The organism is uncultured Jatrophihabitans sp. (genome assembly GCF_964246335.1).
Classification (GTDB): Bacteria; Actinomycetota; Actinomycetes; order Mycobacteriales; family Jatrophihabitantaceae; genus Jatrophihabitans.
The window spans coordinates 41,309-67,576 of the sequence record NZ_CAXTQF010000011.1; the positions used below are offsets into that span (position 1 = coordinate 41,309).

Annotated in this window: 22 protein-coding genes; 5 read left to right on the top strand and 17 right to left on the bottom strand. The window is 70.5% G+C overall.

From position 1 onward, the window contains the following. Positions 1-6: 6 nt before the first annotated feature. Positions 7-2,490: an aminopeptidase N gene (pepN, locus tag ACFFCN_RS05345; protein WP_375490101.1), complete on the bottom strand. Its 2,484-nt coding sequence runs from the start codon at positions 2,488-2,490 to the stop codon at positions 7-9. Between the two features lie 36 nt (positions 2,491-2,526). On the opposite strand from pepN, the gene ACFFCN_RS05350 reads away from it, so the two are divergent. Continuing rightward, complete coding sequence (locus ACFFCN_RS05350) at positions 2,527-2,865, top strand: GlsB/YeaQ/YmgE family stress response membrane protein (RefSeq protein ID WP_375490102.1); 339 nt, start codon at positions 2,527-2,529, stop codon at positions 2,863-2,865. A gap of 42 nt (positions 2,866-2,907) precedes the next feature. On the opposite strand, the gene ACFFCN_RS05355 is transcribed toward ACFFCN_RS05350, so the two are convergent. Continuing rightward, positions 2,908-3,924, bottom strand: a complete 1,017-nt coding sequence (locus ACFFCN_RS05355; protein ID WP_375490103.1) for an SMP-30/gluconolactonase/LRE family protein — start codon at positions 3,922-3,924, stop codon at positions 2,908-2,910. A gap of 102 nt (positions 3,925-4,026) precedes the next feature. Here ACFFCN_RS05355 and ACFFCN_RS05360 point away from each other — a divergent pair, with 102 nt between their 5' ends. Continuing rightward, positions 4,027-4,884 (top strand): hypothetical protein, encoded by an 858-nt coding sequence (locus ACFFCN_RS05360; RefSeq protein WP_375490104.1) that lies wholly within the window; start codon positions 4,027-4,029, stop codon positions 4,882-4,884. Here ACFFCN_RS05360 and ACFFCN_RS05365 read toward each other — a convergent pair. The 5 genes from ACFFCN_RS05365 to nadD form a co-directional block, all read right to left on the bottom strand. Beyond that, positions 4,832-7,063, bottom strand: coding sequence for a putative bifunctional diguanylate cyclase/phosphodiesterase (locus ACFFCN_RS05365; RefSeq protein ID WP_375490105.1), 2,232 nt, complete (start codon positions 7,061-7,063; stop codon positions 4,832-4,834). The genes ACFFCN_RS05360 and ACFFCN_RS05365 overlap by 53 nt on opposite strands. An 84-nt stretch (positions 7,064-7,147) precedes the next feature. After that, positions 7,148-10,018 (bottom strand): leucine--tRNA ligase, encoded by a 2,871-nt coding sequence (gene leuS, locus ACFFCN_RS05370; RefSeq protein ID WP_375490106.1) that lies wholly within the window; start codon positions 10,016-10,018, stop codon positions 7,148-7,150. Between the two features lie 332 nt (positions 10,019-10,350). Continuing rightward, entirely contained in the window at positions 10,351-11,007 is a 657-nt protein-coding gene (locus ACFFCN_RS05375) for a histidine phosphatase family protein (RefSeq protein WP_375490107.1), read from the bottom strand. Next, positions 11,004-11,402 (bottom strand): ribosome silencing factor, encoded by a 399-nt coding sequence (rsfS, locus tag ACFFCN_RS05380; RefSeq protein WP_375490108.1) that lies wholly within the window; start codon positions 11,400-11,402, stop codon positions 11,004-11,006. The genes ACFFCN_RS05375 and rsfS overlap by 4 nt, the downstream gene beginning before the upstream one ends. Continuing rightward, the gene (gene nadD / locus ACFFCN_RS05385) at positions 11,399-11,998 is read right to left on the bottom strand and encodes a nicotinate-nucleotide adenylyltransferase (protein WP_375490109.1); all 600 of its coding nucleotides are present in this window, start codon (positions 11,996-11,998) and stop codon (positions 11,399-11,401) included. Before nadD ends, rsfS begins: the two co-directional genes overlap by 4 nt. Before the next feature lie 41 nt (positions 11,999-12,039). Here nadD and ACFFCN_RS05390 point away from each other — a divergent pair, with 41 nt between their 5' ends. Then, positions 12,040-12,234 carry a hypothetical protein gene (locus ACFFCN_RS05390; protein ID WP_375490110.1) on the top strand — a complete coding sequence of 65 codons (195 nt, stop codon included), beginning with the start codon at positions 12,040-12,042 and terminating at the stop codon, positions 12,232-12,234. Positions 12,235-12,338: 104 nt separating this feature from the next. Continuing rightward, complete coding sequence (locus ACFFCN_RS05395) at positions 12,339-13,379, top strand: DUF222 domain-containing protein (protein ID WP_375490111.1); 1,041 nt, start codon at positions 12,339-12,341, stop codon at positions 13,377-13,379. Between the two features lie 14 nt (positions 13,380-13,393). Here ACFFCN_RS05395 and sppA read toward each other — a convergent pair whose 3' ends face one another. From sppA to ACFFCN_RS05415, 4 genes are all read right to left on the bottom strand, one after another. Then, entirely contained in the window at positions 13,394-15,046 is a 1,653-nt protein-coding gene (sppA, locus tag ACFFCN_RS05400) for a signal peptide peptidase SppA (RefSeq protein ID WP_375490112.1), read from the bottom strand. Positions 15,047-15,069: 23 nt separating this feature from the next. Beyond that, positions 15,070-17,073 (bottom strand): SDR family oxidoreductase, encoded by a 2,004-nt coding sequence (locus tag ACFFCN_RS05405; RefSeq protein WP_375490113.1) that lies wholly within the window; start codon positions 17,071-17,073, stop codon positions 15,070-15,072. Between the two features lie 100 nt (positions 17,074-17,173). After that, complete coding sequence (locus tag ACFFCN_RS05410) at positions 17,174-18,229, bottom strand: prenyltransferase (RefSeq protein ID WP_375490114.1); 1,056 nt, start codon at positions 18,227-18,229, stop codon at positions 17,174-17,176. Between the two features lie 26 nt (positions 18,230-18,255). Beyond that, positions 18,256-19,419: a serine hydrolase domain-containing protein gene (locus ACFFCN_RS05415; protein ID WP_375490115.1), complete on the bottom strand. Its 1,164-nt coding sequence runs from the start codon at positions 19,417-19,419 to the stop codon at positions 18,256-18,258. An 82-nt stretch (positions 19,420-19,501) separates the two neighbouring features. On the opposite strand from ACFFCN_RS05415, the gene ACFFCN_RS05420 reads away from it, so the two are divergent. Continuing rightward, positions 19,502-20,422: a hypothetical protein gene (locus ACFFCN_RS05420; protein ID WP_375490116.1), complete on the top strand. Its 921-nt coding sequence runs from the start codon at positions 19,502-19,504 to the stop codon at positions 20,420-20,422. On the opposite strand, the gene ACFFCN_RS05425 is transcribed toward ACFFCN_RS05420, so the two are convergent. The 6 genes from ACFFCN_RS05425 to rplU form a co-directional block, all read right to left on the bottom strand. Beyond that, positions 20,338-21,315, bottom strand: coding sequence for a sulfotransferase (locus ACFFCN_RS05425; RefSeq protein WP_375490124.1), 978 nt, complete (start codon positions 21,313-21,315; stop codon positions 20,338-20,340). The genes ACFFCN_RS05420 and ACFFCN_RS05425 overlap by 85 nt on opposite strands. A 67-nt stretch (positions 21,316-21,382) precedes the next feature. Then, entirely contained in the window at positions 21,383-22,645 is a 1,263-nt protein-coding gene (locus ACFFCN_RS05430; protein WP_375490117.1) for a glutamate-5-semialdehyde dehydrogenase, read from the bottom strand. Positions 22,646-22,786: 141 nt separating this feature from the next. Beyond that, complete coding sequence (gene proB / locus ACFFCN_RS05435) at positions 22,787-23,878, bottom strand: glutamate 5-kinase (RefSeq protein WP_375490118.1); 1,092 nt, start codon at positions 23,876-23,878, stop codon at positions 22,787-22,789. Further along, a complete protein-coding gene (obgE, locus tag ACFFCN_RS05440; RefSeq protein WP_375490119.1) occupies positions 23,875-25,338 on the bottom strand; it encodes a GTPase ObgE in 1,464 nt (487 codons plus the stop codon). The genes proB and obgE overlap by 4 nt, the downstream gene beginning before the upstream one ends. A gap of 83 nt (positions 25,339-25,421) precedes the next feature. Further along, complete coding sequence (gene rpmA / locus ACFFCN_RS05445; RefSeq protein ID WP_375490120.1) at positions 25,422-25,679, bottom strand: 50S ribosomal protein L27; 258 nt, start codon at positions 25,677-25,679, stop codon at positions 25,422-25,424. Between the two features lie 11 nt (positions 25,680-25,690). Beyond that, complete coding sequence (rplU, locus tag ACFFCN_RS05450) at positions 25,691-26,002, bottom strand: 50S ribosomal protein L21 (RefSeq protein WP_375490121.1); 312 nt, start codon at positions 26,000-26,002, stop codon at positions 25,691-25,693. Between the last annotated feature and the right edge of the window lie 266 nt (positions 26,003-26,268).

The window sequence follows — 26,268 nt, forward strand, 5'->3', positions numbered from 1 at the left end:
CGAGCGTCAGCCGAGCAGGCCGCGCACCGCGATCGCGCGGCGCATCTCGTCCGCCTCGTCGGACGCGATGCGGCGTAGTGCCGACGGCTGATCTGAACGGGCGACGAACTCCTCCGCGGCGGTGAGCGTGTCCTGCTCGACGGCCAGGCTCGGGAAGCTCGGCCCGGCGATGCCGGTCAGCGCCCAGCCGGAGCGGAACCGCGCCGTGGCCGGCATGTCGGTGAACCATCGCTGCGCGTAGGGCTGTGCCAGCTTTTCCTGACCGGGCACCGAGATGCCGTCGGCGAGCGCGATCAACTGGTACTGCGACAACGCGGTGTCCGGGTCGATGAGCGCATCCCACGCCTGCGCCTTTGCTGCGGCGTCCGGCCGAAGCGCGCGGCAGCGCGTCGCGTGCACCAGGGCGGACGCGGAATGGTCGGCGTCGTAGGCGGCGTCGATCTGCTCGTCGGAGAGGTCACCGAGGGCCGCGCGGCGTTCGAGTGCCAGCCAGCGCAGCTCGTCGTCGACGTGCAGTCCGTCGACCGGCCGTGCGTCCGCCGTCCAGCCGCGCAGCTGTTCGGCGTCGGCGGTCAGCGCGATCCACGCGCGCGCCGCGGTCAGCTGCGCGCTGCTCGCGGCCGGGGCCACCTCGAGACCGGTACGCACCGCCGCCGCGAGCGACGTGGTCAGCTCGTCGCGCTTCACGCCGGGCGCGACGAACCGCGGCAGCGCGTCGGTGACCCACCGCAGCACGCGGCCGATCACCACATCGCTCTCGTACGGCATGCCCGCGATCACCGCGCGCACGGCGAGGTCGGGCGCGACGAGCCCGTCGGCGAGCGCGGTGCGCAGGGCGTTCCACAGCACGACGCGCACCGTGTCGTCGCGGGTCTGCGCGAGCACGTCGGGCACCAGTGCCCATTGCGCGTCGACCAGCCGGACGGTCGCCCACGACTCGTCACCGGCATTGGGCACGACGATCTGGTGCGCGGCGACGTCGGCCAGCTCCAGCGCGAGCTGGTCCGTCTCCAGGAGCACATCGCGTGTGGACCCGTCGGGGAGGACACGGACGGACAGCGCGTGCGGGCGGTCCGCCGGTGGTCCGAACAGCGGCGCGGCGCGGCGCAGGTCGAAACCGTGCGCGTCGTCCGACGCCGTCACGGACACGATGTCGACGCCGGCGCTGCGCAGCCAGTTGTGGGCCCAGCGTTCGAGATCGTCGCCGGTCGGGGTGCCCGCACCGGCCTGCGACGCCCATGCGGACAGCAGATCCGCGAAAGTCGCGTTGCCGTAGGCGTTGGTGCGCACGTGCTCGCGCAGCCCGGCGAGGAACATGTCGTCGCCCAGATACGCGGAGAGCTGACGCAGCACGCTTGCGCCCTTGGCGTAGGAGATGCCGTCGAAGTCCTCCAACGCAGAGCGTGCGTCGGCCGCGCCGTTGCCGGCGACGGGGTGTGTCGACGCCCGCCGGTCGGCTGCGTAACCCCAGCCCTTACGGGCCGCGGAGAAGTCCGCCCATGCGGGCATGTCGCTGATCAGCGTTGTCACCCGGTGCGCGAGGTACTCGGCGAACGACTCGTTGAGCCAGAGGTCGTCCCACCAGCGCATGGTTACGAGGTCGCCGAACCACATGTGCGCCATCTCGTGCACGACGGTGGTGGCGCGCTGCACCAACTCCCCCTCGGTCGGTTTCGAGTGGAAGATCATCTGATCGCGGAAGGTCACGCAGCCGGGGTTCTCCATCGCGCCCCAGTTGAACTCGGGCACGAACGCCTGGTGGTACTCGCCGAACGGGTACCGCACCTCGAACAGGTCGTGGAAAGCGTCCAACGAGCGGCCGGTGAGCTCGAGCAGATCCGGTGCGTCCCGGTCGAGGTCGTCGGCGAGGGCCGCCCGCACGTGCAGGCCCAGCGGGATGCCGTCGTGCTCGCCGAGGACCGAGTGGTACCGGCCGGCGACGAGCGTCACGAGGTACGTCGCGATGGGCGCGGTCTCGGCGAGCTGCCACACGCCCGGGCCGGTGCGCGTCGCCGCGCCGTTACCCACCACGGTCCACTCCTCGGGACACCGCACGCGCAGCTCGAAGCGCGCCTTCAGATCCGGTTGGTCGAAGCAGGCGAACCAGCGCTTGGCGTTGTCGACCGACGACGTCGCACAGAGGTAGACGTTCCCGTCGGCCGGGTCGGTGAACTTGTGCAGCCCCTCGCCGTCGTGCGAGTAGTCCATCCGGGCGCGCACGACCAGTTCGTGCGTGCCGCCCAGCCCGGTCAACGCCAAGCGCCCGTCGGCGTACGGGTCGGCGGCGAGCGGCTGGCCGTCGAGCGTCGCCTCGATCAGCTCGGTGCACACCACTTCGACGAACGTCTGCGGCTCGTGTGCGGTGAACGTGATCGTGGTCGTGGACGTGAATTGGTCGCCGTCACCGGTGAGGTCGAGCTCGATGCGGTAACCGGCGACGTCGACGGCCGCCGCGCGCTGCTCGGCTTCGGCCCGCGTCAACGCGATCATGAACGCACTTTACGCGGCAGTGCGTACCGTCTAACCATGCTCGTGCTGATCGTCGTGCTCATCGTGCTGCTCATCGTGCTGCCGCTCGTGGGTTGGACGCTGTGGCTACTGCTCAGTGCCGCGCTCGTCGGCCTTGTCATCGGCGGCCTGGCGCGCCTCGTGCTGCCCGGCCGTCAGGACATCGGCATCCTGTCCACGATCGTCATCGGCTGGATCGGCTCGGTGTTCGGCAGCCTGCTCGGCCGGCACGTCGCTCACACCGGAACGTTCCTGACCGTGCTGATCGAGATCGGCGTGGCCGCTGTGCTGGTGGCAGTGGCGAGCAGCGCCATGGGCAACGTCGCCGCGCGGCGCAACGCCAGCCTGCGCCGCTGACCGGACCTGCCCGCGGCCCGGCGCTGCGCCGCGGCATGTTCGTCACGACCGCTGCTTCGCCAGTTCCACGACGCCGATGGCTTTCTCGGTGAGGCTGCCCAGGTAGAGCGTGCCGCTGCGCTCCCACACGCTGGTGACGAACGCGTACCCGACGTCGGCACCCTGCAGGTCGTGGACGACCTCGCCGTCGAGCGAAACCCCGAGCACCCAGGCCACCTTCGCCGGCTTCGGCTGGACTTTTTCGGGCAGCAGCCAGACGAGCTGGCGGAGCACACCGGGCAACGGGAGCAGCCGGTCGAGCAACGGGTTGCGCTGGGTGGGCAGCGAGATCCACACCAGCCCGTCGCTGCCGAGCGCCATGTTGTCCGGGAAGCCGGGCAGGTTGTCGATCAACGTGTCGCTCGTGCCGGCGGCCGGACCGCTCAGCCAGTATCGCGTCACGCAGTAGCGCGCCGTCTGCGCCACCAACACGAAGGAGCGGTCCGGCGCGAGCACCACGCCGTTGGCGAAGTCGAGGCCGTCGAGCAGGGTCTCGACGGTGCCGTCGGCGTCGCGGCGGAACAGCCGACCGGTGCCGGAGTGCTCGAGAATGTCGCCCATGTGGTGCTCGAGGTCGAAGCGCCGGGTGGACGCACTGAAGTAGATCGACCCGTCGGTGTCGTCGAACACGACGTTGCTGGCGAAGTTCAGCGGCCCGTCGTCGACGTCGCCGACCAGGACGTCCACCCCACCCGAGGTGGGGTCGACGCGCAGCAGGCCGCGGCGGCTGTCGCACACGAGCAGCGTGCCGTCCGGGCACGGCTCGAGGCCGAGCGGGCGGCCGCCCGTGTTCGCGACGGTCTCGGTGGCGCCGGACGACGGGTCGACGCGCACGATGCGACCGTCCCCGAGGCCGGCGAGCACCCGACCCTGCGCGTCGACGACGACATCCTCCGGGCCGGCTGCCGGCAGCTCGAGGCGGCGCAGCGGGGGCAGCGGCTGGACGCTCGTCGTCCGTCGCGCCCGCTCCGGCGCTCGCGGCGGGGTCCAGCGCTTCGGGTGGATCAGCTGTAGCGGCACATCTCGTGCCTACCCCACCGGCGGCTTTTGGGCGAATGCGCCGAAGTGATCATTTTGTGCCCGATGGTTCGAACGAGCGGTTTGGTGGTTATACCGGTTGCCGTGACCGCCGTCGCCCCCACGCGCGAGCTCCCCGTTTCCGATGTCCAGGCGTCGCTGCGACTGCAACTGCTGCGTCCCGGTGATCCAGACCTGGACGACGTCTATGCCTTCGAACGGTTGACCTTCGAACGCAGTTACGGCGTCGCACCCGCCGAACATGACGCCGAGTTCGGGCCCTATCACGCCAGATCGCTGTTCGTGTCGGTTGCCGAGGTGGACGGGCGCGTCGTCGGGATGATGCGCCTGATCATGCCCGGTGCCGATCCCGAAGCCGAGCCGATCAAGACCTTCGTCGAAGCGGCGCTGGCGCCGTGGCATCTCGACGTCGCGCGCGCGATACGCCTGTGCGGTATCGACGTCCGGCACACCTGGGACGTCGCCACCCTATCGGTCGACCGCACGATCGGTACGCGCCGCGCGACCGTGCTCGGCGCGCTCTACCACGCGCTGGTGAACCTCGCTGCCGGCAACGATGTCCGTTACCTGACGATGACCGTCGACGAGCGGGTGCGCAGCACGTTGCGGATGGTCGGCCTGCCCACGACGGCGCTGCCCGGCGCACGGCCCGCACCGTTCGAGGGGTCAGCAGCCAGCACACCGGCCTGGGGCAACTGCGCGGACATGCTGAGCCAGCAACGACAGCACAACCCGGAGGCGCACCGCCTCATCCGGCTCGGCGTGGGTCTCACCGACGTCGAGATGCCGGACAGCGCGTCCTACCGGCTGGCCGAGCCGGTCGTACGGCACCCGATCAGTGTCGGGTCAGGCGCCGGCCGCCCGCGCACGCGCTTCGGCGCGGCGACCGTCACCCACTTGCCAGTCCGGGGAACGCGGACGCCGCCTGCTGCCATTCGCTGATCCACGCTTCGGCAGCGTCCGCCGGTAGCGGCCGGGCGAAGTGATATCCCTGCATGACGTCCACGCCGATCGCGATCAGCGCGGCTGACGTCACGGCGTCCTCGACGCCCTCGGCGACGACTCGCAGGCCGAGCGCGTGCGCGAGGCGCACGGTGGAATCGACGATCGTGGTCACCCGCGGGTCGCCGACCATCGAGCCGACGAACGACCGGTCGATCTTGAGCTCGTCGACCGGCAGGTCGCGCAGGTAGGCGAGTGACGAGAAGCCGGTGCCGTAGTCGTCGATCGAGATCTGCAGACCGGCTTGGCGCACCTCGGCCAGCACCATGCGCGCTCGCTCGGGGTCCGAGACGAACGAGTCCTCGGTGACCTCGAGCACGAAATCGCCGGGCTCCAGTCCGCAGCGTTCGACGGCGTTGAGCAGCTGGCGCACGAAGATGCCGCTCATCAGCTCGGGAGGCGCGCAGTTGAGGGCGATGCGGGTGCGCAGCCCCTGGGCCCGCCACCGCGCCAGATCGCCCGCAGCCATGTCGATCACCATCTCGCCGAGGCGCGGCATCAGCCCGGCATTGCGGGCGATGGACAGGAACGACAGCGGCGAAGCCAGTGAGCCGTCGGAGTGGCGCCAGCGGATCAGCGCCTCGACACCGACGACGTGCTGGTCGGCCGCGCCGATCTGCGGCTGGTAGTGCACCTCGAACTGCTCCTGCGCCACGCCGTGCCGCAATTCCTCGGTGAGCCGCAGGCGTCGACGGGTGAAGTCGTCGCTCTCGGGCTCGTAGATCACGATGCCCGACGTGTTGGCCTTCGCCTGGTACATGGCGACGTCGGCGCGACGCAGGATGGCCGACCCGCTGGTGTCCGACGGTTCGCGGGTCGTGATCCCGATCGACGCATCGACGATGAGCTCGATGCCGTCGACGAAGTCGGGGCGACGTACCTCGGTCATCGCGCTCGCGGCGATCTCCATCAGGTCCAGCTCGTCGACGGTGGGCGCGATCAGCGCGAACTCGTCGCCGCCGAGTCGGGCGACATGAACGCTCTCGGGCAACGCCGCGCGCATCCGCGCTGCCGCGGTATGCAGGACGGCGTCGCCGTAGTCGTGGCCCAGCGTGTCGTTGATCTCCTTGAAGCCGTCGAGGTCCATGATCATGAGACCGAACTGCACGTCGTCGGCCAGATCCTGCGCGAGCTGGGCGTTGATGGCCCGGCGGTTCGGCAAGCCGGTGAGGTCGTCGGTCATGGACAGCTCGATGGCTCGCGACGCCGAGCGGGCGTCGCGCAGGGCGATGTACAGGCGGGTGCCGGTGGCAGCCAGTGTCGCTGCGCCGAGCAGTGCCACGGCGCCGCCCAGACGCAGTTCCGGGCGCAGCAGCAGCACGACCACGGCAGCGACGCCGGACAACGCCAGGACGGCGGCCGGTACCTCGCCGGTGGCCTCGCGCCCGGCTGCGGCCCTGGGCATGCTCGCCGCGGCGACGATCAGTGCGAAGCCCGCACCCCACAGCGTCACGCTGACGACATCGGAACCGGTGCTGCCGTGCATCACGCGGTTGACGAAGCCGAGGTCGGCGGCGGCGAGGGTGACGAACCCGGCGATGAGCAGGTGGCTGCAGCGGTCGTTGCGCCGTACGCGCAGCACGATCTGCGCCACGACGAGACCCACCAGCGCGAGATCCAGCACCGGGTACAGCAGCGCCACCCACGGCGCAGCCCCGGAACCACCCAGGACGAGAACGACGAGCGGCCCGGCGGCGCAGGCGCTGCCACCGCACACGATTGCGGCGTCCAACGAGGCCGACAGGGCCCGCGAGGGCCGCTGGTCGACGTCGAAAACCAGGAACAGGACGAACAGGACGTAGCTGACCAGGAACAGGATCTCGCCGGCGGCCAGGTGCGCCTGGCCGTCGCCGCTGGACGCCCCCTGCAGACTCGCCGACTCGACGCACCACATGACGAGCGCGGCGAGCAGCAGCATGGTCGGAGTCCGCCACGTGCCCCGGCGAATCACCGCCAGCACCAGCCGCGCGCACAGGGCGGCGAAGAAGACCGCGCAGAAGTAGGTCACCGCCGACCGGTTCGGCTGCATGCGCCACCCGGTGACGGCGAGGTCGATGCCCACCCCGGCCGGCAACAGCAGCCAGACGAGGCGGCCCAGCACCCGGTCTGCCCACTGCATCCTGGCGTGCCTCCTGAAGGACCCCCGTCCGGTAGCTACCCCTGCATTATGAACCAAACAAACAGTAACTTAACACGAATACGATCAAACAACAAAGTTGATCAGCCGGCCGGGCACCGCCACCACGCGGCGCACCTCGCTGTCGGCGAGCGCTGCGACAACGCGCTCGTCAGCCCGCGCCGCCGCCTCGATGGCTGCCGCGTCGGCGCCTGCCGGCACCATGATCACGGCGCGGCGCTTGCCGTTGACCTGAACAGGCACCTCGACGGTGTCGTCGACGAGCAGCGACTCGTCGGCCGCGGGGAACGGTTCCCAAGCCAGCGAATCCGGATGCGCGAGTCGTGACCACAGCTCCTCGGCGATGTGCGGCGCCAGCGGGGCGAGCATCAGCACCAACGGTTCCGCGACCGCACGGGGGGTGCCGCCGTTCGGGTAGACCTGCGTCACCGCGTTGGTCAGCTCGGTGATGCGCGCGATGGACGTGTTGAACCGCAGCGACTCGAAGCCCGCACGCACGGCCTGGATCGTCTTGTGCAGCAGCCGGTTCAGCTCGTCCGGTAGCGCGTCCTCGGACACGTGTGTCTCGCCGGTCTGCTCGTCCACGACCACGCGCCAGATGCGCTGCAGCTGGCGGAACGGTCCGACGACCGCCTTCGTGTCCCACGGCCGGTCCTGCTCGAGTGGTCCGGTGAACATCTCGAACATCCGCAGGGTGTCCGCGCCGTACGCGGCGTACATCTCGTCGGGCGTCGTGACGTTCTTCAGCGACTTGCCCATCTTGCCGAACTCCTGGCGCACGGGTAGCTCGCCCAACACGAAGCCGTCCGCGGTCTCGACGACGTCGGCCGCCGGCACGTAGAAGCCCTCGGCGTTGGTGTAGGCGGCTGCCTGGACGTAACCCTGGTTGACGAGCCGGTGGAACGGTTCGGCGGACGAGACGTGCCCGAGGTCGAAGAGCACCTTGTGCCAGAACCGCGCGTAGAGCAGGTGCAACACGGCATGCTCGACGCCGCCGACGTACAGCTCGACACCGCCCATCGGCCGCTCGGCGTTGGGGCCCATCCAATAGCGCTCGGTCTCCGGGTCGACGAGGTGCTCGTCGTTCGTCGGATCGAGGTAGCGCAGCTCGTACCAGCAGGAGCCGGCCCACTGCGGCATGGTGTTCGTCTCACGCCTGTATTTGCGCGGCCCGTCGCCGAGGTCCAGCTCGACCTCGACCCAATCGGTCAGCCGACCCAGCGGTGGTTCGGGAGTCGACTGCGCGTCGTCTGCGTCGAACGAGCGCGGGCTGAACTGGTCGGTTTCGGGCAGTTCCAGCGGCAGCATCGACTCGGGCAGCGCCACCGGCAGGTCGTGCTCGTCGTAGAGGATCGGGATCGGCTCGCCCCAGTAGCGCTGCCGGGCGAACAACCAGTCCCGCAGCCGGTAGGTGGTGGCGCCCCGACCGTGCCCGTCGGCCTCGAGCCACTCGATCATGCGCGCCTTGGCGTCGGCGACGTCGAGCCCGTCCAGCGAGAGTCCTTCGCGCGCGGAGTTGATCGCCGGGCCGTCACCGGTGTAGGCCTGCGACTCGTCCCAGCCGGGCGGTGGCGCGACGGTACGGATGACCGGCAGACCGAAGACCTCGGCGAACTCCCAGTCGCGCTCGTCCTGCGCGGGTACGGCCATGATCGCGCCGGTGCCGTAGCCCATGAGCACGTAGTCGGCGACGAACACCGGGATCGAAGTGCCCGTGACCGGATTGGTGGCGTAGGAGCCGGTGAACACACCGGTCTTCGCGCGGTCGCCGGCCTGACGCTCGAGGTCGGACCGCCGTGCCGCGGCGGCCCGGTAGGCCTCGACGGCGGCGGCCGGGCCGGCCTCGTCGTTCGTCCACGCCGGCGGCGTCCCGTCCGGCCAGGCCGGCGTGGTCAACGACTCGACGAGCGGGTGTTCCGGGGCGAGCACCATGTAGGTGGCGCCGAACAATGTGTCCGGCCGGGTCGTGAAGACCTCGATCGGGCCGGCCGGCGAGTCGAAGGCCACGTGTGCGCCGGTGGACCTGCCGATCCAGTTGCGCTGCATGGCGCGCACCTTGTCCGGCCAGTCGATGCGGTCCAGATCCCGCGCCAGGCGGTCGGCGTAGGCGGTGATGCGCATCATCCACTGCGTCAACGGCTTGCGGAACACCGGGAAGTTGCCGCGCTCGCTGCGCCCGTCGATGACTTCCTCGTTGGCCACGACGGTGCCCAGGCCCGGCGCCCAGTTGACCATCGCCTCCGAGCGGTAGGCCAGCCGGTGGTTGTCGATCACCTGTCGCTTCTCGACGTCGGTCAGCTCGTGCCACGGCTGGCCGGACGGATTCGTGCCCTCGTTCGGCGTGCGTGTGCCGGCGTCGAGCTCGGCGATCAGCTCGGCGACTGGCCGCGCGCGGTCGGCCGCGGTGTCGTACCAGGCGTTGAAGATCTGCAGGAAGATCCACTGCGTCCAGCGGTAGAAATCCGGGTCGGTGGTGTTGACCCGGCGCCGTTCGTCGTGGCCCAGGCCCAGGCGGCGCAACTGCGCAAGGAAGACGTCGATGTTGCCGTAGGTCGTGGTGCGCGGGTGCTGGCCGGTCTCGACCGCGTACTGCTCGGCAGGCAGGCCGAACGCGTCGAACCCCATGGTGTGCAGCACGTTGTCGCCGCGCATGCGCCGGTAGCGGGCGTAGACGTCCGTGCCGATGTAGCCCAGCGGGTGCCCGACGTGCAGTCCTGCCCCGGACGGGTACGGGAACATGTCCATGATGAAGCAGTGCGGACGGATCGCCACCCGGTCGAACCCCGCGGCGAGCGGCCCGGCGGGGTTGGGTGCGTCGAAAGTGCCCTGCTGGCGCCACCGCCGCTGCCACGCCGTCTCGAGGGAGTCGGCGAGCGTTGCGGTGTAGCGGAACGGCGGGACATCAGCGGCGCCGGGTGGCTGCGCTGGGGTGCTCATGCTGGCTCCTTCGCCATGTGGCCGGGACAAACGAAAAGCCTCTGCAAAGCAGAGGCTCGGCCGCGCTGCCGGGGGATCCCGGTGGTCAGCGCGGCCCGGTAAGCGCTAGGCGTCCCGACGTCACGAGAGAGAGGATACGCCGCGACCCGCCATCGACCCGCGGGATCGGCGCCCGGTACGGCACCGGTGCACGCCCCGCGCCCGCCGTCCGTCGCCGCCGGGCGCGGGGGCACCACTCGACACTGTAAAGGTTTTCCGCCGTTGGTAGAGCACGCAACGACAATGTCGTGGCTCACTTTGTCGAGAACTCGCACAAATTAGCGGGAACGCACCTACGCCTGCGCGTCGGCGGCCTCGCGCTCGTCGGGTTCGGCGTGTTGCCGGTCGGGCAATCCGACGTTGTGCGCCCACAACCGCCACCCGCCGGCCGCATTCCGGGGGGACTCGGCGAGCTCGCTCCAGTGGCAGTTCGACAACGACATGAGCGGCCGGTGGTCCTGGTCCAGCCCGAGCAGCGCGTTGATCAGCGCCATCGAGCTCGCGCCGTGCATGACCATGATCGTGAGCGCGACGTCCGGCAGTTGGGCCACTGCCGCGTGGACCCGGGCTGCGACCTGCTCGCGGGTCTCGCCGCCGGGTCGGCTCACGTCCCGCCCGGCGGTCCATTCCGCGTACTCGTCCGGAAAGCGTTGCGCGACGTCCGCGATCGTCAGGCCCTCCCAGTGCCCGAGCCCGCGTTCGCGCAGCCGCGCGTCACGCCGTACCGGTAATCCGGTCGCGGCGGCGAGGAATTCGGCGGTCTGCACGGCACGCATCGCATCGGAACTGACCAGCAGGTCGGGCTGCATCGCCGCGAGGACTTCGGCGGCCGCGCGGGCCTGCTCGCGGCCGACGTCGTCGAGCGGTGGGTCGACGTGCCCCTGGAAACGGTGCTCGGCGTTCCAGGCGGTCTGTCCGTGCCGCAGCAGGATCAGTCGACGAGCGCTCACTCGCCCGCGCTGGAGACGTTGTCGCGGGTGGTGGCGGCAGCGTCGGTGAACGGGATGAACGGACAGTCCTTCCACAATCGTTCGAGGGCGTAGAAGACGCGCTCCTCGCTGTGCTGGATGTGCGCCACGACGTCGCCGTAGTCGAGCAGCACCCAGCGGCCGTCCCGCTGCCCCTCGCGCCGGATCGGCTTGTGCCCGGCGTTGCGAGCCGCTTCCTCGACGGCGTCGACGATCGCCTCGACCTGCCGCTCGTTGTTGCCGGTCGCTACGACGAAGACGTCCGTGATCGCCAGCCGGTCGCTGACATCGATCAGGACGATGTCGGTGGCGAGTTTGTCGGCGGCGGCTTGCGCGATGACGTCGGCGAGCGCGACGGCCTCGTCTGTTGCGGTCATGATGGTCCAGCGTACTGGCGGTACAGGCGGTGCTTGTTGATGTACTGCACCACGCCGTCGGGCACCAGATACCAGACGGGGCGACCGGCGGCGACGCGCTCCCGGCACGCGCTCGAGGAGATGGCGAGCGCCGGCACGTCGAGCAGGGTCACCGAATCGGTGGGCAGGTGCTCGTCGGACAGCTCGTAGCCCGGGCGGGTGACGCCGACGAACTTGGCCAGCCGCAGCACGTCGGCGGCGTCCTTCCAGGACAGGATCTGGCTCAGCGCGTCGGCGCCGGTGATGAAGAACAGCTCAGCGCCGGGCCGCTGCGCCGCAACGTCGCGGATGGTGTCGATCGTGTACGTCGGGCCGTCGCGGTCGATGTCGACCCGACTCACCCAGAAGCGCGGGTTCGAGGCGGTGGCGATGACGGCCATCAGATAGCGATGCTCGGCCGGGCTGACCACGCGCTCGCTCTTCTGCCACGGCTCGCCGGTCGGCACGAACACGACCTCGTCGAGCTCGAACAGCGCGGCGACCTCGCTGGCCGCGACGAGGTGCCCGTGATGGATCGGGTCGAAGGTGCCGCCCATGATGCCGATCCGGCGTGTCATGCGCGCGATCCTACGAGCGCGCAATCACGTACGGTCTGCGGGTGGACGCGTGGTACGAGTACCGACTCGTGTGGTCGCAGCACCCGTGGGTGGCGTTGGTGTTCGTGCTGGCCGTCGCCTGCGTCGTCGCCGGCCTCGTCGGAACGTTCCTGGCCAACCTGCTGGCCATCGTGTTCATCCCGGGCCTGCTGATCGCCTACGGCCACCACCTCATCGTGACGCGCAAATACGGCTGACCGAGCCGCCGAGCGGCCCGTGATCCGACGCGTCAACCGTTCTTCCGAGCGACGACGCTGCTGCCACATCAGCTCTGTCAGACGTCACTTCTATAATCGAACGTATGAGCAGCGGGGTCGACTATCGCCGAGTCGATCACGCGCGCCGGTTGGACCTGCTCGCGGAAGTACGGCGTCGGCGCGCCGAACTCGACGTGACCGAGACGCAGTTATTGGCCGCGATCGCGACGGATACCCGGCCCTACCCGGGCGAGTCCCGGCCGTCGGACAAGGACTGGGTTCGTGAGGACGTCGCGTGCGTGCTGCACGTGTCGTCGGCGACGGCGCGGCACAAGCTCGAGGTCGCGACCGAGCTGATGACGCGCGCGGGTTCGCAGACGTTCACCCAGTTCACTCAATCGGTGCACCGAGCGGTGTTGGCCGCCGATCCGCGCTGCGCCGAGGAGAAACACGACGCGAACCGCGCGCAACGCCGAGTTGTGTTCACGCCGGTCGAGCACGGCATGGTCGAGCAGTGGGCGTTGCTGCCCGCCGACGGAGCCACCGCATTGCAGTCGCGCGTGCAGGCGCTCGCCGACTCCTGGAAGGGACTTGACGACCGCACCGCAGACCAACGCCGCGCCGACGCGTTGTGCTCGCTCGCGGTGGGCGACGCCACCACGCAGACGCCCAGCACAGTCAACGTCACCGTCGCCCTCTCGACGCTGCTCGATCTCGACGAGCAACCGGGCGAGCTCGACGGGTACGGAGCGGTGTCGGCGTCGGTCGTGCGACGCGTCGCGTTCGAACGTGGCGCGACATGGCGGCGGCTGGTCGTGGACCACCGAGGCCATATCGTCGACGCGTCCGCCGCGACGTACCGGCCGCCCGCAGCAATGCAGCGCTTCGTCGAGGCGCGCGACCGCACCTGCCGCTACCCGGGCTGCCGCCGGAAAGCGGTTCGCTGCGAGATCGACCACCTGAGGCCGTGGCGCGCCGGGGGCACGACTGATCCGGCCAACCTCATCTGCCTGTGCTCGCGGCACCACCACCTCAAACACGAAGCAGGATGGACACCTCGGCGCGACGATGACGGCGCCGCGACGTGGACCAACCCGACCGGACAGGTTTTCGTGCGACCCCCGCCCGAGCCGCCGCCGTACTGACGCCGGTTCGGGACTCAGCGCAAGCGGAACTCGGGCATCGCCAGCGGGCCGGCCGGCGAGAGCCCCAACGCCTGCGCCAACCCACGCAGATCTCCCCAGCCGGACGTCACCGACGCGGCGCGCGGATCCTCGCTGGAGATCGGGCGGCGCAGCCGGTCGAGCGGCGCGACGTGCAGCGCGGGACGCAGCGGCGCGTCCGGTTTGAGGCCGGCCCGCGACCGTGCCAGGGCCGTGGCGGCACGCAGGCCGCCGAGCTCGTCCACCAGGCCGTTGCGCGCTGCGTCGGCGCCGGACCAGATGCGCCCGCGCGCTACCGCGTCGACCGCTTCCACGCTCATCCCCCGGCCCTGGGCCACCTTGGCGACGAAGTCGTCATAGACGCGGTCGAGCATCGCCCCGAGCCGCGCACGCTCGTCGTCGCTGAAACCCTCCCGCAGCGAGAACATCTGCGCGCTGCCGCCGTGCATCACCGTGCCGGTGGTCAACCCGAGACGTTCGAGCAGTTGCGCGACGACGACCTTGCCACCGAGCACGCCGATCGAACCGGTGATCGTCGCGGGCTGGGCGACGATCACGTCCGCCGGGCACGCGACGAAGTACCCGCCGGAGCCGGCCAACGACCCCATCGACACCACGACCGGCTTGCCGGCTTCGCGCAGCAGCGACACCTCGCGCCAGATGGTGTCCGACGCGACGCCCGAACCACCCGGCGAATCGACCCGGAACACCACCGCGCGCACGTGCTCGTCGGTGCGCGCCGCGCGCAGTGCCGCGCTCACCGTCGCGCTGCCCATCCGCGCTCCCCCGCCCGGCGTCGGCCTGCTCCGACCGACGACGATCTGGCCGTGTCCCTCCACCAGCGCAACGACGTCGCGGTGCCGGCGCAGCATCGCGGCGGGCTTGCGCCTCGGCGTCCACCGGTCGGCGAACAGCAGGCGCACGTCGTCACCGCCGGCCCGCTCACGCACGTCGGCGTACACCTCGTCGCGGTAACCCAACCGGTCGACGAGACCGGCGTCGCGCGCCTGCTCCGCGCCCATCGGCGCGACGGTCGACAGCTCCTGTACGCGCTCGGGGCTCAGGTCCCGCCCGGCGGCGATTGCGTCGACGGCCCCGTCCCACGTCGATTCGACGACGCGATCCAGCGCCTCGCGGTGCGCCTCGGTGAACTCGGTGTTCATGATGCGGTCGGCGGCGCTCTTGTACTCGTAACGCTTGTCGAGCTGCGGCTCGACGCCCAGCTTGTCAAGGGCCCCGCGCAGGAACGTCGTCTCCGCGGCCACGCCGAGCAAGGCCACCTCACCGGTCGGCTGCAACCACATCTGCGTGCACCCGGAGGCGAGGACGCAGTCGGCGGTGCCGTTGCCGCCCTCGCCGAGCGACTCGGCCCACCCGACCACCGGCTTGCCGGTCGCGGCAAAGGCGCGCAGCCCCGCACGCAATTCCTGCATCGTGGCCCACGGCAGCGTGCCGCCGCCGATCTTGACGACGAGCCCGCGCACCCGCCGGTCGTCACCGGCCTCGTGCAGCGCGCGCAGGACGGCCCGCAGCCGCGGCCGGTTACGCGTGCGCAGCTTGGCGACGACATCGCCCGGTTCGGACTCGACAGGCGCCTCGGTCAGGTCGAGTTCGAGCAACAGCGGGCGGCGGTCGGTCAGCGTAGGCATACGTCCACGCTAGCCAGCGGCGGTTACCAGTGGACTCCGCGCAGGATGTGCGCGAACGCGACGCTCTCGGTGGACGGCTGCTCGGACTTCTTGTCCTTGCCGCCCTTGGCCGCGATCGAGTCGGGGAACAGCTTGTAACCCGCGTTGAGGACGACGTCGACGCCGCGGGGTGCCACCTGGTAGGCCAGCGCACCGGTGTTGCCGAGCGCCGTGCCGACCTTCTTCGGCTTGCGCACCATCGCCTTGCAGATCAGGTCGGCCGCATCCGTGGGCGCCATCGTCGGGAACCGGTCGTAGATCTTCGTCGGCGCGATCATCGGCGTGCGCACCAGCGGCATGTGGATCGTCGTCAGGTGTACGCCGTCGTCGATAACCTCGGAGGCGATACACCGCGAGAACGCGTCCAGCGCCGCCTTCGACGCCACATAGGCCGAGAAACGCGGGATGTTCGTCTGCACGCCGATCGAGCTGACATTGATGATGTGCCCGCCGCTGCGCCCGTCCGGCGCGGTCTGGCGCATCACCGGCAGCAGCGACAGGATCAGCTTGACCGGGCCGAAGTAGTTCAGCTGCATGGTGCGTTCGAAGTCGTGGAAGCGGTCGTAGGACAGCGCGATCGAGCGCCGGATCGAGCGGCCGGCGTTGTTGACCAGGACATCCACCCGGCCGTGCTCCTGCAGCACCTCCTTGGCCATCCGCTCGATGTCGCTGGAATCCGACAGGTCACAGCGGTGCACGAAGGCGACGCCGCCGAGGTCCTCGATCTCGAGCTTGGTCTGCTCGAGCTTGTCCGCGCCACGCGCGACGAGGACGACTTTGCCGCCGGCCGCGCCGACGCGCAGCGCGGTGGCCCGGCCGATGCCCGACGATGCGCCGGTGATCATGACCGTCTTGCCGTGGATGGCGCGGGCGAGCAGCTTGTCCTTGCGGCGGTCCGGGCTGTAGTTGCGCTCCCAGTAGTCCCAGAGCACCTGGACGTACGTCGCGACCGGCGGCACCTCGATGTCCGACCCGGCGAGCACTGCCTGCGTCTTGGTCGAGTCGAAGTGCGTGGGGTAGGTCAGGTAGGCGAACATCTCGCGAGGGATGCCGAGCTCGGCCAGCGCCAACGCGGTGACCTGCCGCGCGCCGGGCAGCTTGGACAGCGACTCGGTCAACCGGGCGGGCAACCCGTCGAGTGCGCGGGCATCGACGTTGAGCGTCGGCTGCGGTGCCTTCGCCGCCTTCGTCAGTGCCTTCATCAGACCGCCGACGGTCAGCGGGTTCGGGTCGGTGAGGTGGAACGCGCGGCCGTCGAGGTCGGGCTGGTGCGCGATGTAGTCCATGGCCTTCGCGACGTAATCGACCGGCACGATGTTGATCTCGCCGCCGTCGATACCCACGACCCGTGCCCACGACGGCGTGACGTTGCGCAGCCGCTGGATCGCGCGGAAGAAGTAGTAGGGGCCGTCGATCTTGTCGATCTCGCCGGTGTCGCTGCTGCCGACGACGGCGCCGGGCCGGTAGACGCGCCACGGCACCGAGCACTCGGCGCGCACAACGCCCTCGGACTCGTGCTTGGTCTGGTAGTAGGGGTTGTGCTCGTAGTCCTGCGCCTCGTCGAACATGTCCTCGGTGAAGACGCCCTTGTAGAGGCCCGCGGCGGCGATCGAGCTGACCTGGTGGAAGTGCTTGGCGTGCAGCGCTTCGGCGAGTTGGACGGCGTGCCGGGTGCCCTCGACGTTGGCGACGCGCTGGCTGTCGGCGTCGGCGGTGAGGTCGTAGATGGCGGCGAGGTGGAAGAAGTGGTCGATCTTGCCGTCCAGCGGCTCGATGTCGTCGGCGTCGACGCCGAGACGCTCCTTGGACAGGTCGCCGATGACGGCGACGATGCGGTCGTCGTCGGCGCCGAGCCGGGCCTTGAGCTCATCGAGCTTGTCCAGCGAACTGGCGCGCATCAGGCAGTAGATCGTGCCCTCGCGCTCGAGCAACTGGCACAGCAGGAAACGGCCGATGAAGCCGGTCGCGCCGGTCACGAAGTAAGCCATCTGGTCCTCCCGCGAACCCCGTCGTTACCGGCCAGTGTCACGCAGTGGTACCCCGGACGCCAGTGCAGGTAAGCGCCGCGGCCGAATGCGGCGCGCAGCCTCAGAAGCGCAGGTGCGGGAAGATCGCGCCTACGGCGAGCCCGGCGATGTAGAGCCAGCCGAACGCGCGGTTGTGCACCAGGCAGACGCGGTGGTACCAGAGCGGCCAGCCGACGTAGCCCGCAGGCGCCTCGGCCGGCGCGGGGCGCGCCATCACCTGCACGGCCTTGAGGGCGCGTGGCGCGGCGATGATGATCACGAGCGCGAACGGCGTCAGTGAGCCGAGCGCCACGGCCAGCACGGTCACGGCGTACATGCCGATCACCGACGCCTGGTTGAAGCCGCGGGCGCCGCGCTCGCCGAGCACGACGGGCAACGTGCGCTGGTGGTGCTCGGTGTCGAACTTGCGCTGGTCGACGTGCTTGCCGACGAGGATGGACATGACGCCGAGGCCCGGCGGCACCGACGCCGCGAACGCCTCGCCGGACCACTTGCCGGTGATCACGAAGTAACCGCCGCCGATCATCAGCGGCCCCCACACGACAAAGGCGGCGACCTCGCCGAGGCCCAGCTCCTTGAGCGCGCGCGGCGCGGCGTCGTAGGCGTAGAGCAGCACGGCGCCGGCCAGCGTCAGCCACAGCGCCGGCAGCCCGCGCAGCGCGATGAAGTACGCGGCGATCGCCACCGACACGACGCCGAGCACCACCAGGCCGCCGGCGAGCAGCCGCGCGGACACGGCACCCGAGGCGATCGGGTGCAGCGTGTAGCGCCGGCGCGGCGAGTCGTCGGTGTCGTGGCCGCGGCGGTAGCCGAAGTAGTCGTTGGACAGGTTGCTGACCGCGTGCAGCACCAGGTAGCCGACGAAGACGAGCACGAACGGCACGACCTCGAACCGGCGGTGCGTCGCCGCCAGCAGGCCGGCCATCACGGCGGACTGCGCGGAGATCACCAGGATCACGCTGCGCGCCGCGTACAGGAACCGGGTCACGGGATCGAGGTGGCCGAACTCGTCGGCCTGCGCCGGGTAGAAGCCGGTGAACGCACCCACCCACGCGAATGCCCCACCGCGTACGGGTGGCCGTTTGCCCGGCGCCGGTGCCGGGACGGTGGTGCTCATGACGTCGAGAATACGGCGGCTGCGCGCTACCGGGCCGCCCCGCGTGCCGCAGTGAGCACGTCGTCACAGACGGCGGGCGGACCGTCCTGGTTCCACTCGCGCTGCGTCAGCGTGACCACGGTGAGGTCGAGGTCGGGAACGTTCGTCCATGCCGTGCCGAGCCCGCCGTCCCAGGAGTAGCTGCCGTCGTCGAGCACGGACATGCCCAGGCCCCAATTGCGTCCACTGAGCAGATCGAAGCCCGACCAGTCGTTCGTGCGCTGCTCGACGGTCAGCTGCGGGCGCACCATCTCGGCGACGAGTTCCGGCCGCAGCACGCCCGCTCCCCCACGCAGCAGCATCCGACCGAAGGCGAGCACGTCCGACGCCGTCGAGAGCAGGCCGGCCCCGCCGTCCGCGAACGCCGGTGGCCGCGACCACTGGCCGGTCGGCTCGTCGGTGACCTGGAACGTGCCGTCGGCGCCGAGCCGGTAGCCGCTGGCGAGCCGGTCCACCTGCTCGGTGTGGAACGCGGTGTCGTGCATGCCGAGCGGCGCGAACAGCCGCTCACGCATGACCGTCTCGAGCGGTGCGCCGGCCGCGCGGGCGACGAGCACACCGAGCACCTGCGATCCTGTCTGGTACAGCCACTTCACCCCGGGCTGGACGACCAGCGGCAGCTCACCGAGGCGGGCGATCCAGGTGTCCGGGTCCGGTGTCGACCCCGGCGCGGGCTCGCCGAACGTGTGCAGCTCGCGCTCCTGCGTGGCGGTGAAGATGGGCCACGGCTCGTGCGCCGTGAACATCGCACCCTGCATGCCGAAGCCCCAGGTGAAGGTCAGCAGGTCGCGCACGGTCACCGGTCCGCGGGCGGGTTCCGTGTCGTCCAGCGGACCGTCCGGACGGCGCAGCACCTGCCGGTCGGCGAGTTCGGGCAGCAGCGCATCGACGGTGTCACCGAAGCGCAGCAACCCGTCCTCGACCAGGGCACACACGACGGCAGCCGTCATCGGTTTCGTGATCGACGCGATCCGGAACAGCGAGTCCGCGCGCACCGGTGCTCCGTCGACGGCCAGCCGACCCGCCGTGCTGAGGTGGACGGTGTCGCCGCACGCGATCGCCGAGACCACGCCCGGGGCCTGCCCCGACTGCACCGCAGCCGCGACGATCTCGTCGATGCGCGCACGGCCCGCGGCCGTCAGGTCGTCCATCCGCCCACCGTAGGGGTGGGGATGGCCGACGTGCGGGGCCTGCAGTCCCGGGCGTTCTCGGCGCATGGCACGCTGGCGCGACGTGAGCGAAGCCGACGACCTCCTTGCCCTGCTGGCCGAGCCGGACGCCGACGTCGTGATCGAACCGCCGGGGTCGGGCACCGGGTACTGGGCCGGCGCGCCCTCGGCTGTCTGGCACGACGGCACGTTCTACCTCGCCTATCGGTTGCGCCGGCCGGTGTCCGAGGGCCGCGGCTACGCCAACGTCGTGGCCCGCTCCGCCGACGGCGTCGAGTTCGAGACCGTCGCCACCGTGACCAGCGACCAGTTCGACTGCGCGTCGCTCGAGCGGCCCGCGCTCGTGCCGCTGGACGACGGATGGCGGCTATACGTCTCGTGCTCGACTCGAAATTCCAAACACTGGTGGATCGAAGCGATCGACGCACCCGACCTCGCCGATCTGGCCGGCGGCGAGCGCACTGTCGTGCTCGCGGGTGACGAGCAGTCCACGGCGTGGAAGGACCCGGTCGTGCGGCGCAGCGGCCCCGGCTGGCAGATGTGGGCGTGCCGGCACCCGCTCGCCGGCCGCGGCGATGACGACGGCGAGGCGGACCGGATGACGAGCGTCTATCTGACCAGCGACGACGGGATCAGCTGGACCGAGCAGTCGACAGCCCTCGAACCGACCCCGGGTACCTGGGACGCGCGCGGGGCGCGGATCACCAGCGTGGTGCGCAGCGGCACCGAATGGGTCGCTCTGTACGACGGCCGCGAGACCGCGGAGCAGAACTGGTTCGAGCGCACCGGCGTGGCGCAGGGCTCGTCGCCGGAGTCGTTCACCGCGTTCGCCGGGCCGACCGGCGACGGGCGCACCGTCCGGTACGTGAGCCTTGCCGAGTCGCCGTCGGGCACCCGGCTCTACTGGGAGGCGTCGCGCTCGGACGGCGCCAACGACCTGCGCACCGCGAACGTGCCGCGCCCGCTCTCGCCGAGCCAGTCCTGAAACGAGCGGCCGAGCAGGTGCTCGAGCAGGGCGACGTCGTCGACGAAGTGTGTGACGAGCTCGCGCCGCACCGCGGGATCGAGTGACGGCCGGTGCGCGTTGCCGCGGCGCAGCACGGCGCGCAGCGGACGCTCGGCGAAGCGCCAGGCCTGCGGCGGCAGGTAGCCGCCGACCGCGGCGCCGCCGCGCACGACGTGGCGCACCGCGTCGTTGACCGCGCCCGGACCCACCCAGGCCGACATGTTGGATCCGGGCACCGTGTCGAGCACACCGGTGTCGATGCCGAGGAACTCGCAGATGCCGTCGAGTGTGGACACCGGCTCGTCGACCAGCTGCCGGTAGCGCACGACGTGCACTTGCTCGCGCGGGACGTGCTCGTACAGGTGCTGCAACTGTGCGCCGTACCGGCCGAGGTCGAGGTAACGCCAGAACGGCGCCCAGCCGTCGCGCGCTCGTCGCGGTTCGAGCTCGCAGGCCGTGCCGAAATCGGCCTCCGGCTCCAGGCCGTCGGTGCGCAGGTGCGTCCAGTTGGAGTACGCGCGGTCGACCGGGTCACGGATCACCGCGATCAGCTTCATCGCCGGGTTGGCCGCCGCTATCCGGGCATGCGCCGCGGTGTCCCAGAGGTAGAACGGCGTGCTCTCCCCCGCGAGCGCATATGGCGGCTTGGCGGCGAACAGCGCCTCGTAGCGGTCCAGCCGCCAGATCCACTCGCGGCTGCTGTGCGCATCGCCGGGGCCACGGTGATGCCGGCGTGCTGGCGGCCGCTCGTCGGTGAGGAAGAACTTCGGTTCCTTCGGCGTCGACAGGAACAGCTGCGGATGTTGCTCGAGCGCCGCGTGCAGCGCAGTGGAGCCCGCCTTCGGCGCACCGATGACGAGGAAGTCCGGCATGACCACGCCGTGCACCTTACCCACTGAATCGGTAGACAAAGCAACGGTGTGCTCGACCGGCCGACCCTCAGCGGGTGTGGCCGTCGCCGGTGACGACCCACTTCGACGACGTCAGCTCGGCGAGGCCCATCGGCCCGCGCGCGTGCATCTTCTGCGTGGAGATGCCGATCTCCGCGCCGAAGCCGAACTCCGCGCCGTCGGTGAAACGGGTGGACGCGTTGACCATCACCGCGGCCGAGTCGACCCGCTGCACGAAACGGCGGCTGGCCGCGAGGTCCTGCGTCACGATCGCCTCGGTGTGCCCGGACGACCACCGGCGGATGTGCGCGATCGCGTCGTCGAGGTCGTCGACCACCCGCGCGGCCATGTCCAGCGAGAGGTACTCGCGGGCCCAGTCGTCGTCGGTCGCCTGCTGGACGCCGTCGACGGCGGCGAAGTGCTCGTCGCCGTGCACCACCACACCGGCCGCCTGCAGCGCAGCGGTGATCCGTGGGACGAACTGCGCCGCAACGGCGCGGTGCACGAGCAACGTCTCGGCCGAGTTGCACACGCTGACCCGCGACGTCTTCGAGTTGACGACGATCCGTTCGGCGACGTCGAGATCCGCCGCGGCGTCGACGTACACGTGGACGTTGCCGACGCCCGTCTCGATCACCGGCACGGTGGCGTTCTGCACGACGTAGTCGATCAGCCCGGCACCGCCCCGCGGGATGACGAGATCGACGAGACCACGCGCCCGCAACAGATGCAGCACCGACGAGCGGTCGGTGCCGGGCACGAGCTGCACGGCATCCCTCGGCAGACCGGCCTTCTCGGCCGCACCGGCGAGGACGTCGACCAGCGCCGTGTTCGACTCGTACGCCGACGCCGAGCCGCGCAGCAGCGCCGCGTTGCCGCTCTTGATCGCGAGACCGGCCGCGTCGACGGTGACGTTCGGCCGCGCTTCGTAGATCATCGCGAGCACGCCGAACGGCACCCGCACCTGGCGGATCTCGAGGCCGTTCGGTTGCGTGTAGCCGCGCAGCACCTCGCCGACCGGGTCGGGCAGGGCGGCGACGTCGCGCAGCCCCTGGGCCATCGCGGCGACCCGCTCGCCGGTGAGCGTCAACCGGTCGAGCAACCCGTCTGCCATGCCGGTGTCGCGGCCGGCCGCAAGATCGCGCGCGTTGGCGGTGACGATGGCGTCCGTCGCTGCGTCGACCGCCTCGGCCATCGCGTGCAGCGCGGCGTCCTTTGCCGCGCGCGGCAGCGGTGCGAGTTCCGCGGCGGCGTCACGGGCGCGAGCGGCGACGGCGCGGACGTCGTGCTCGGTGACAGCCTCATCGCTCACCGCACGATCCTACGAACTCCCTCGAACTCCCTCGAACTCCTACGAACTCCAGTGATCTCCTACGAACTCCAGTGATCAACAGCAGTTTCTGGTCGCCCTGGCGACCATAAACTGCTGTTGATCACCGGAGGGGTGGGGCTGCTACAGCAGCACGGTGTCGTCGCGGTGGACGAGCTCGCGGCGGAACTCGGCGGGCAGCTCGCTGGTGCGGTGCCCGAGCAGCGGCGGCAGGTCGGCGGCGTCGTAGCCCACCAGACCGCGGGCGACGGCCACGCCGTCCGGCCCCACGAGGTCGACCGGCTCGCCGGAGTAGAACTCGCCGCTGACGCCGGTGACGCCCGCCGGCAGCAACGACTTGCGCCGCGTGACGATGGCACTGACCGCCCCCGCGTCGAGCTGCAGCCGGCCGCGCGGTGTCGTCGCGTGCCGCAGCCAGAACAGCCGCGACGCGCTGCGGTCGCCGGCCGCACGGAACATCGTGCCCGCGCGGCCGAGCAACGCGTCCGCGATCCGCTCGGCCGACGACAGCACGACCGGGATGCCCTCACTCGTGGCGATCGCGGCGGCGTCGATCTTCGTCGTCATCCCGCCGGAGCCGACGTGGCTGCCCGAGCGGGTGACGTCGATGCCGGCGAGCTGCGCCATCGACGTCACCTCGGCGATGAACTGCGAACCGGGACGCCCTGGCTTGCCGGTGTAGAGGCCGTCGACGTCGGTCAGCAGGACCAACGCCTCGGCGGTGACAAGATGCGCCACGAGCGCGGCGAGCCGGTCGTTGTCGCCGAAGCGGATCTCGTGCGTGGCGACGGTGTCGTTCTCGTTGACGATCGGCGTGACACCGAGCGCGAGCAACCGCTCGAGGGTGCGGTCGGCGTTGCGGTAGTGCCCGCGCCGATGCAGGTCGTCCGCGGTGAGCAGCACCTGACCGACCTGGCGGCCGTAACGCGCGAACGACGTTGCGTACCGCTCGGCGAGCAGCAACTGGCCGACGCTGGCAGCGGCCTGCTGCGTGGCGAGATCACGCGGACGTGTCTTACGACCCAGCGGCCCGATGCCGGCGGCGATGGCGCCGGAGGACACGAGCACGACTTGCACACCGTCGGCGGCGCGGGCGGCCACGGCGTCGACTATCGCGTCGAGCCGCTCGGGATCGAGTCGGCCGGCGGTGGTCAGGGACGACGAGCCGATCTTGACGACGACGCGCCGGGCGGCAGCGACCGCATCGCGAGTCACCCGTCCACCTCGTTGTCAGCAACGTCGTCGACTTCGTCGTGCGTGCGGCGCGCCCGCTTGGCGGACAGCCGCTCGTCGGCGCGGGTGCGTTTCGGCCCGGTGTCGAGGCGCTCGTCGTATCCGCGGCGCATCGGCGCGTACTCCGACTCGTCGACGCCGCCGGTCGGTTCGAAGTCGAAGGTCACCTCGCCGATGGTGACCGCCGAGCCACGTTGCGCACCGAGCTTGGCCAGCTGCGCCTCGACGCCGAGCCGGGCGAGACGGTCCGCGAGGTAGCCGACGGCCTCGTCGTTGGTGAAGTCGGTCTGGCGCACCCACCGCTCGGGTTTGGCGCCGCGCACGACATGCGCGCCCGGCTCCGTGCTGTCCGGCTCGATGGTGAAGCCCGCGTCGTCGACGGCCTTCGGGCGCAGGACGATGCGTGTGGCGTCCGGGGCGGGTCGCGCGGCGCGGTCGGCGGCGACGGCGTCGGCCAGCGCATAGGTCAGCTCGCGCAGCCCCGCGCGCGCGACTGCGGAGATCTCGAACACCGGCAGGCCGCGGGCCTCGAGCTCCGGCCGGACGAGATCGGCCAGTTCGCGCGCCTCGGGGACGTCGATCTTGTTCAGGGCGACGAGCCGCGGCTTGCCGAGCAGCTCGCCGAACGTCCCTTCGTAACCGGCCAGTTCCGCCTCGAGCGCGTCGAGGTCGGAGAGCGGATCGCGGCCGGGCTCGAGCGTCGCGCAGTCGAGTACGTGCAGCAGCACCGCGCATCGTTCGACGTGGCGCAGGAAGTCGAGGCCGAGCCCCTTGCCCTGGGCAGCGCCGGGGACGAGGCCGGGCACGTCGGCGACGGTGAACGTGGTGTCGCCGGCCGCGACGACGCCGAGGTTCGGCACCAAGGTGGTGAACGGGTAGTCGGCGATCTTCGGCCGCGCGGCGGACACCGCGGCGATCAGCGACGACTTGCCGGCGCTCGGGAAGCCGACCAGTCCGACGTCCGCGACGCTCTTGAGCTCGAGCACGACGTCGCGGCTCTCCCCCGGCTCACCGAGCAGAGCGAAACCGGGAGCCTTGCGCTTTGTCGAGGCGAGGGCCGCGTTGCCCAACCCGCCGCGACCGCCCTGCGCTGCGACGAACTGCTGCCCGGGCCCGGTGAGGTCGGCGAGGACGTCACCGAAGTCGTCGAGCACGACGGTGCCGTCGGGCACCCGCAGCACGAGGTCCGCGCCCTGCCCGCCGTTGCGGTGGCTGCCAGCGCCCTGCTTGCCGTTGGCTGCCTTCTGGTGCGGGTGGTGGTGGAAGTCGAGCAGGGTGTGCGCGTTCGAGTCGACGGCCAGCACGACGTCCCCGCCGTGGCCTCCGTTACCGCCATCCGGTCCGCCGAGCGGCTTGAACTTCTCGCGGTGGATGGAAGCCACGCCGTGGCCGCCGTTGCCCGCCGTCAGGTGCAGCACCACGCGGTCGACGAAGTCGGGCATGGCAACGCTCCTTTCAGGTGGGAAGACGAAGGGCGGACCGGTTTACCCGGTCCGCCCTCGCGTGCGTGTGTGCTGCCCGGAGGTCAGACCCCGGTCGGCAGGATGTTCACGGTCTTGCGCCCGCGCGAGGTACCGAATTTCACGGCACCTGCCTCGAGCGCGAACAGCGTGTCGTCCTTGCCGCGGCCGACCCCCGTGCCCGGGTGGAACTTGGTGCCGCGCTGGCGCACGATGATCTCGCCGGCCTTCACCTCTTGGCCGCCGAAGCGCTTGACCCCGAGGTATTGCGCGTTCGAGTCGCGACCGTTGCGCGAGCTCGACGCACCTTTCTTGTGTGCCATGACGTGATCCTCTACTTCGAGCTGATGCCGGTGACCTTGAGCTGCGTCAAAGGCTGACGGTGGCCCTGCCGCTTGTGGTAGCCGGTCTTGTTCTTGAACTTGTGGATGCGGATCTTGGGACCCTTGGTCTGGGCGACGACCTCGGCGGTGACGCTCACGTTGCCGAGCTTCGCGGGCTCGTGCGTGACGTCCTTGCCGTCGACCAGCAGCAACGCGGGCAACGACACCTGGACGCCCGGCGCGGAATCGAGCTTCTCGACCTCGATCACATCGCCCTCGGCGACCTTGTACTGCTTGCCGCCGGTCTTGACGATGGCGTACACGATCCACTCCTACGAAGAAAAGGCTGGCCACGTTCGTTGACGGGCTCGGTCACACGTCGGGCCCACGTACGCAGGCCGTTGTTCAGATTACGGCATGCGCGTCGAGCGAGGCAAAACCGCGCCCTTTCGCAGCCCTCAGGCCGCGCGGTGCCATCTGTAGGACACGTCCGGCGCTCGGGTCGCCGGTGGTGATGTGCTGCCCGGCAGCTCGGGCGGCGCGTTGGCGTAGGTGTGTCCGGTGGGTGTGGTGGTGGTGATGGTGTGGT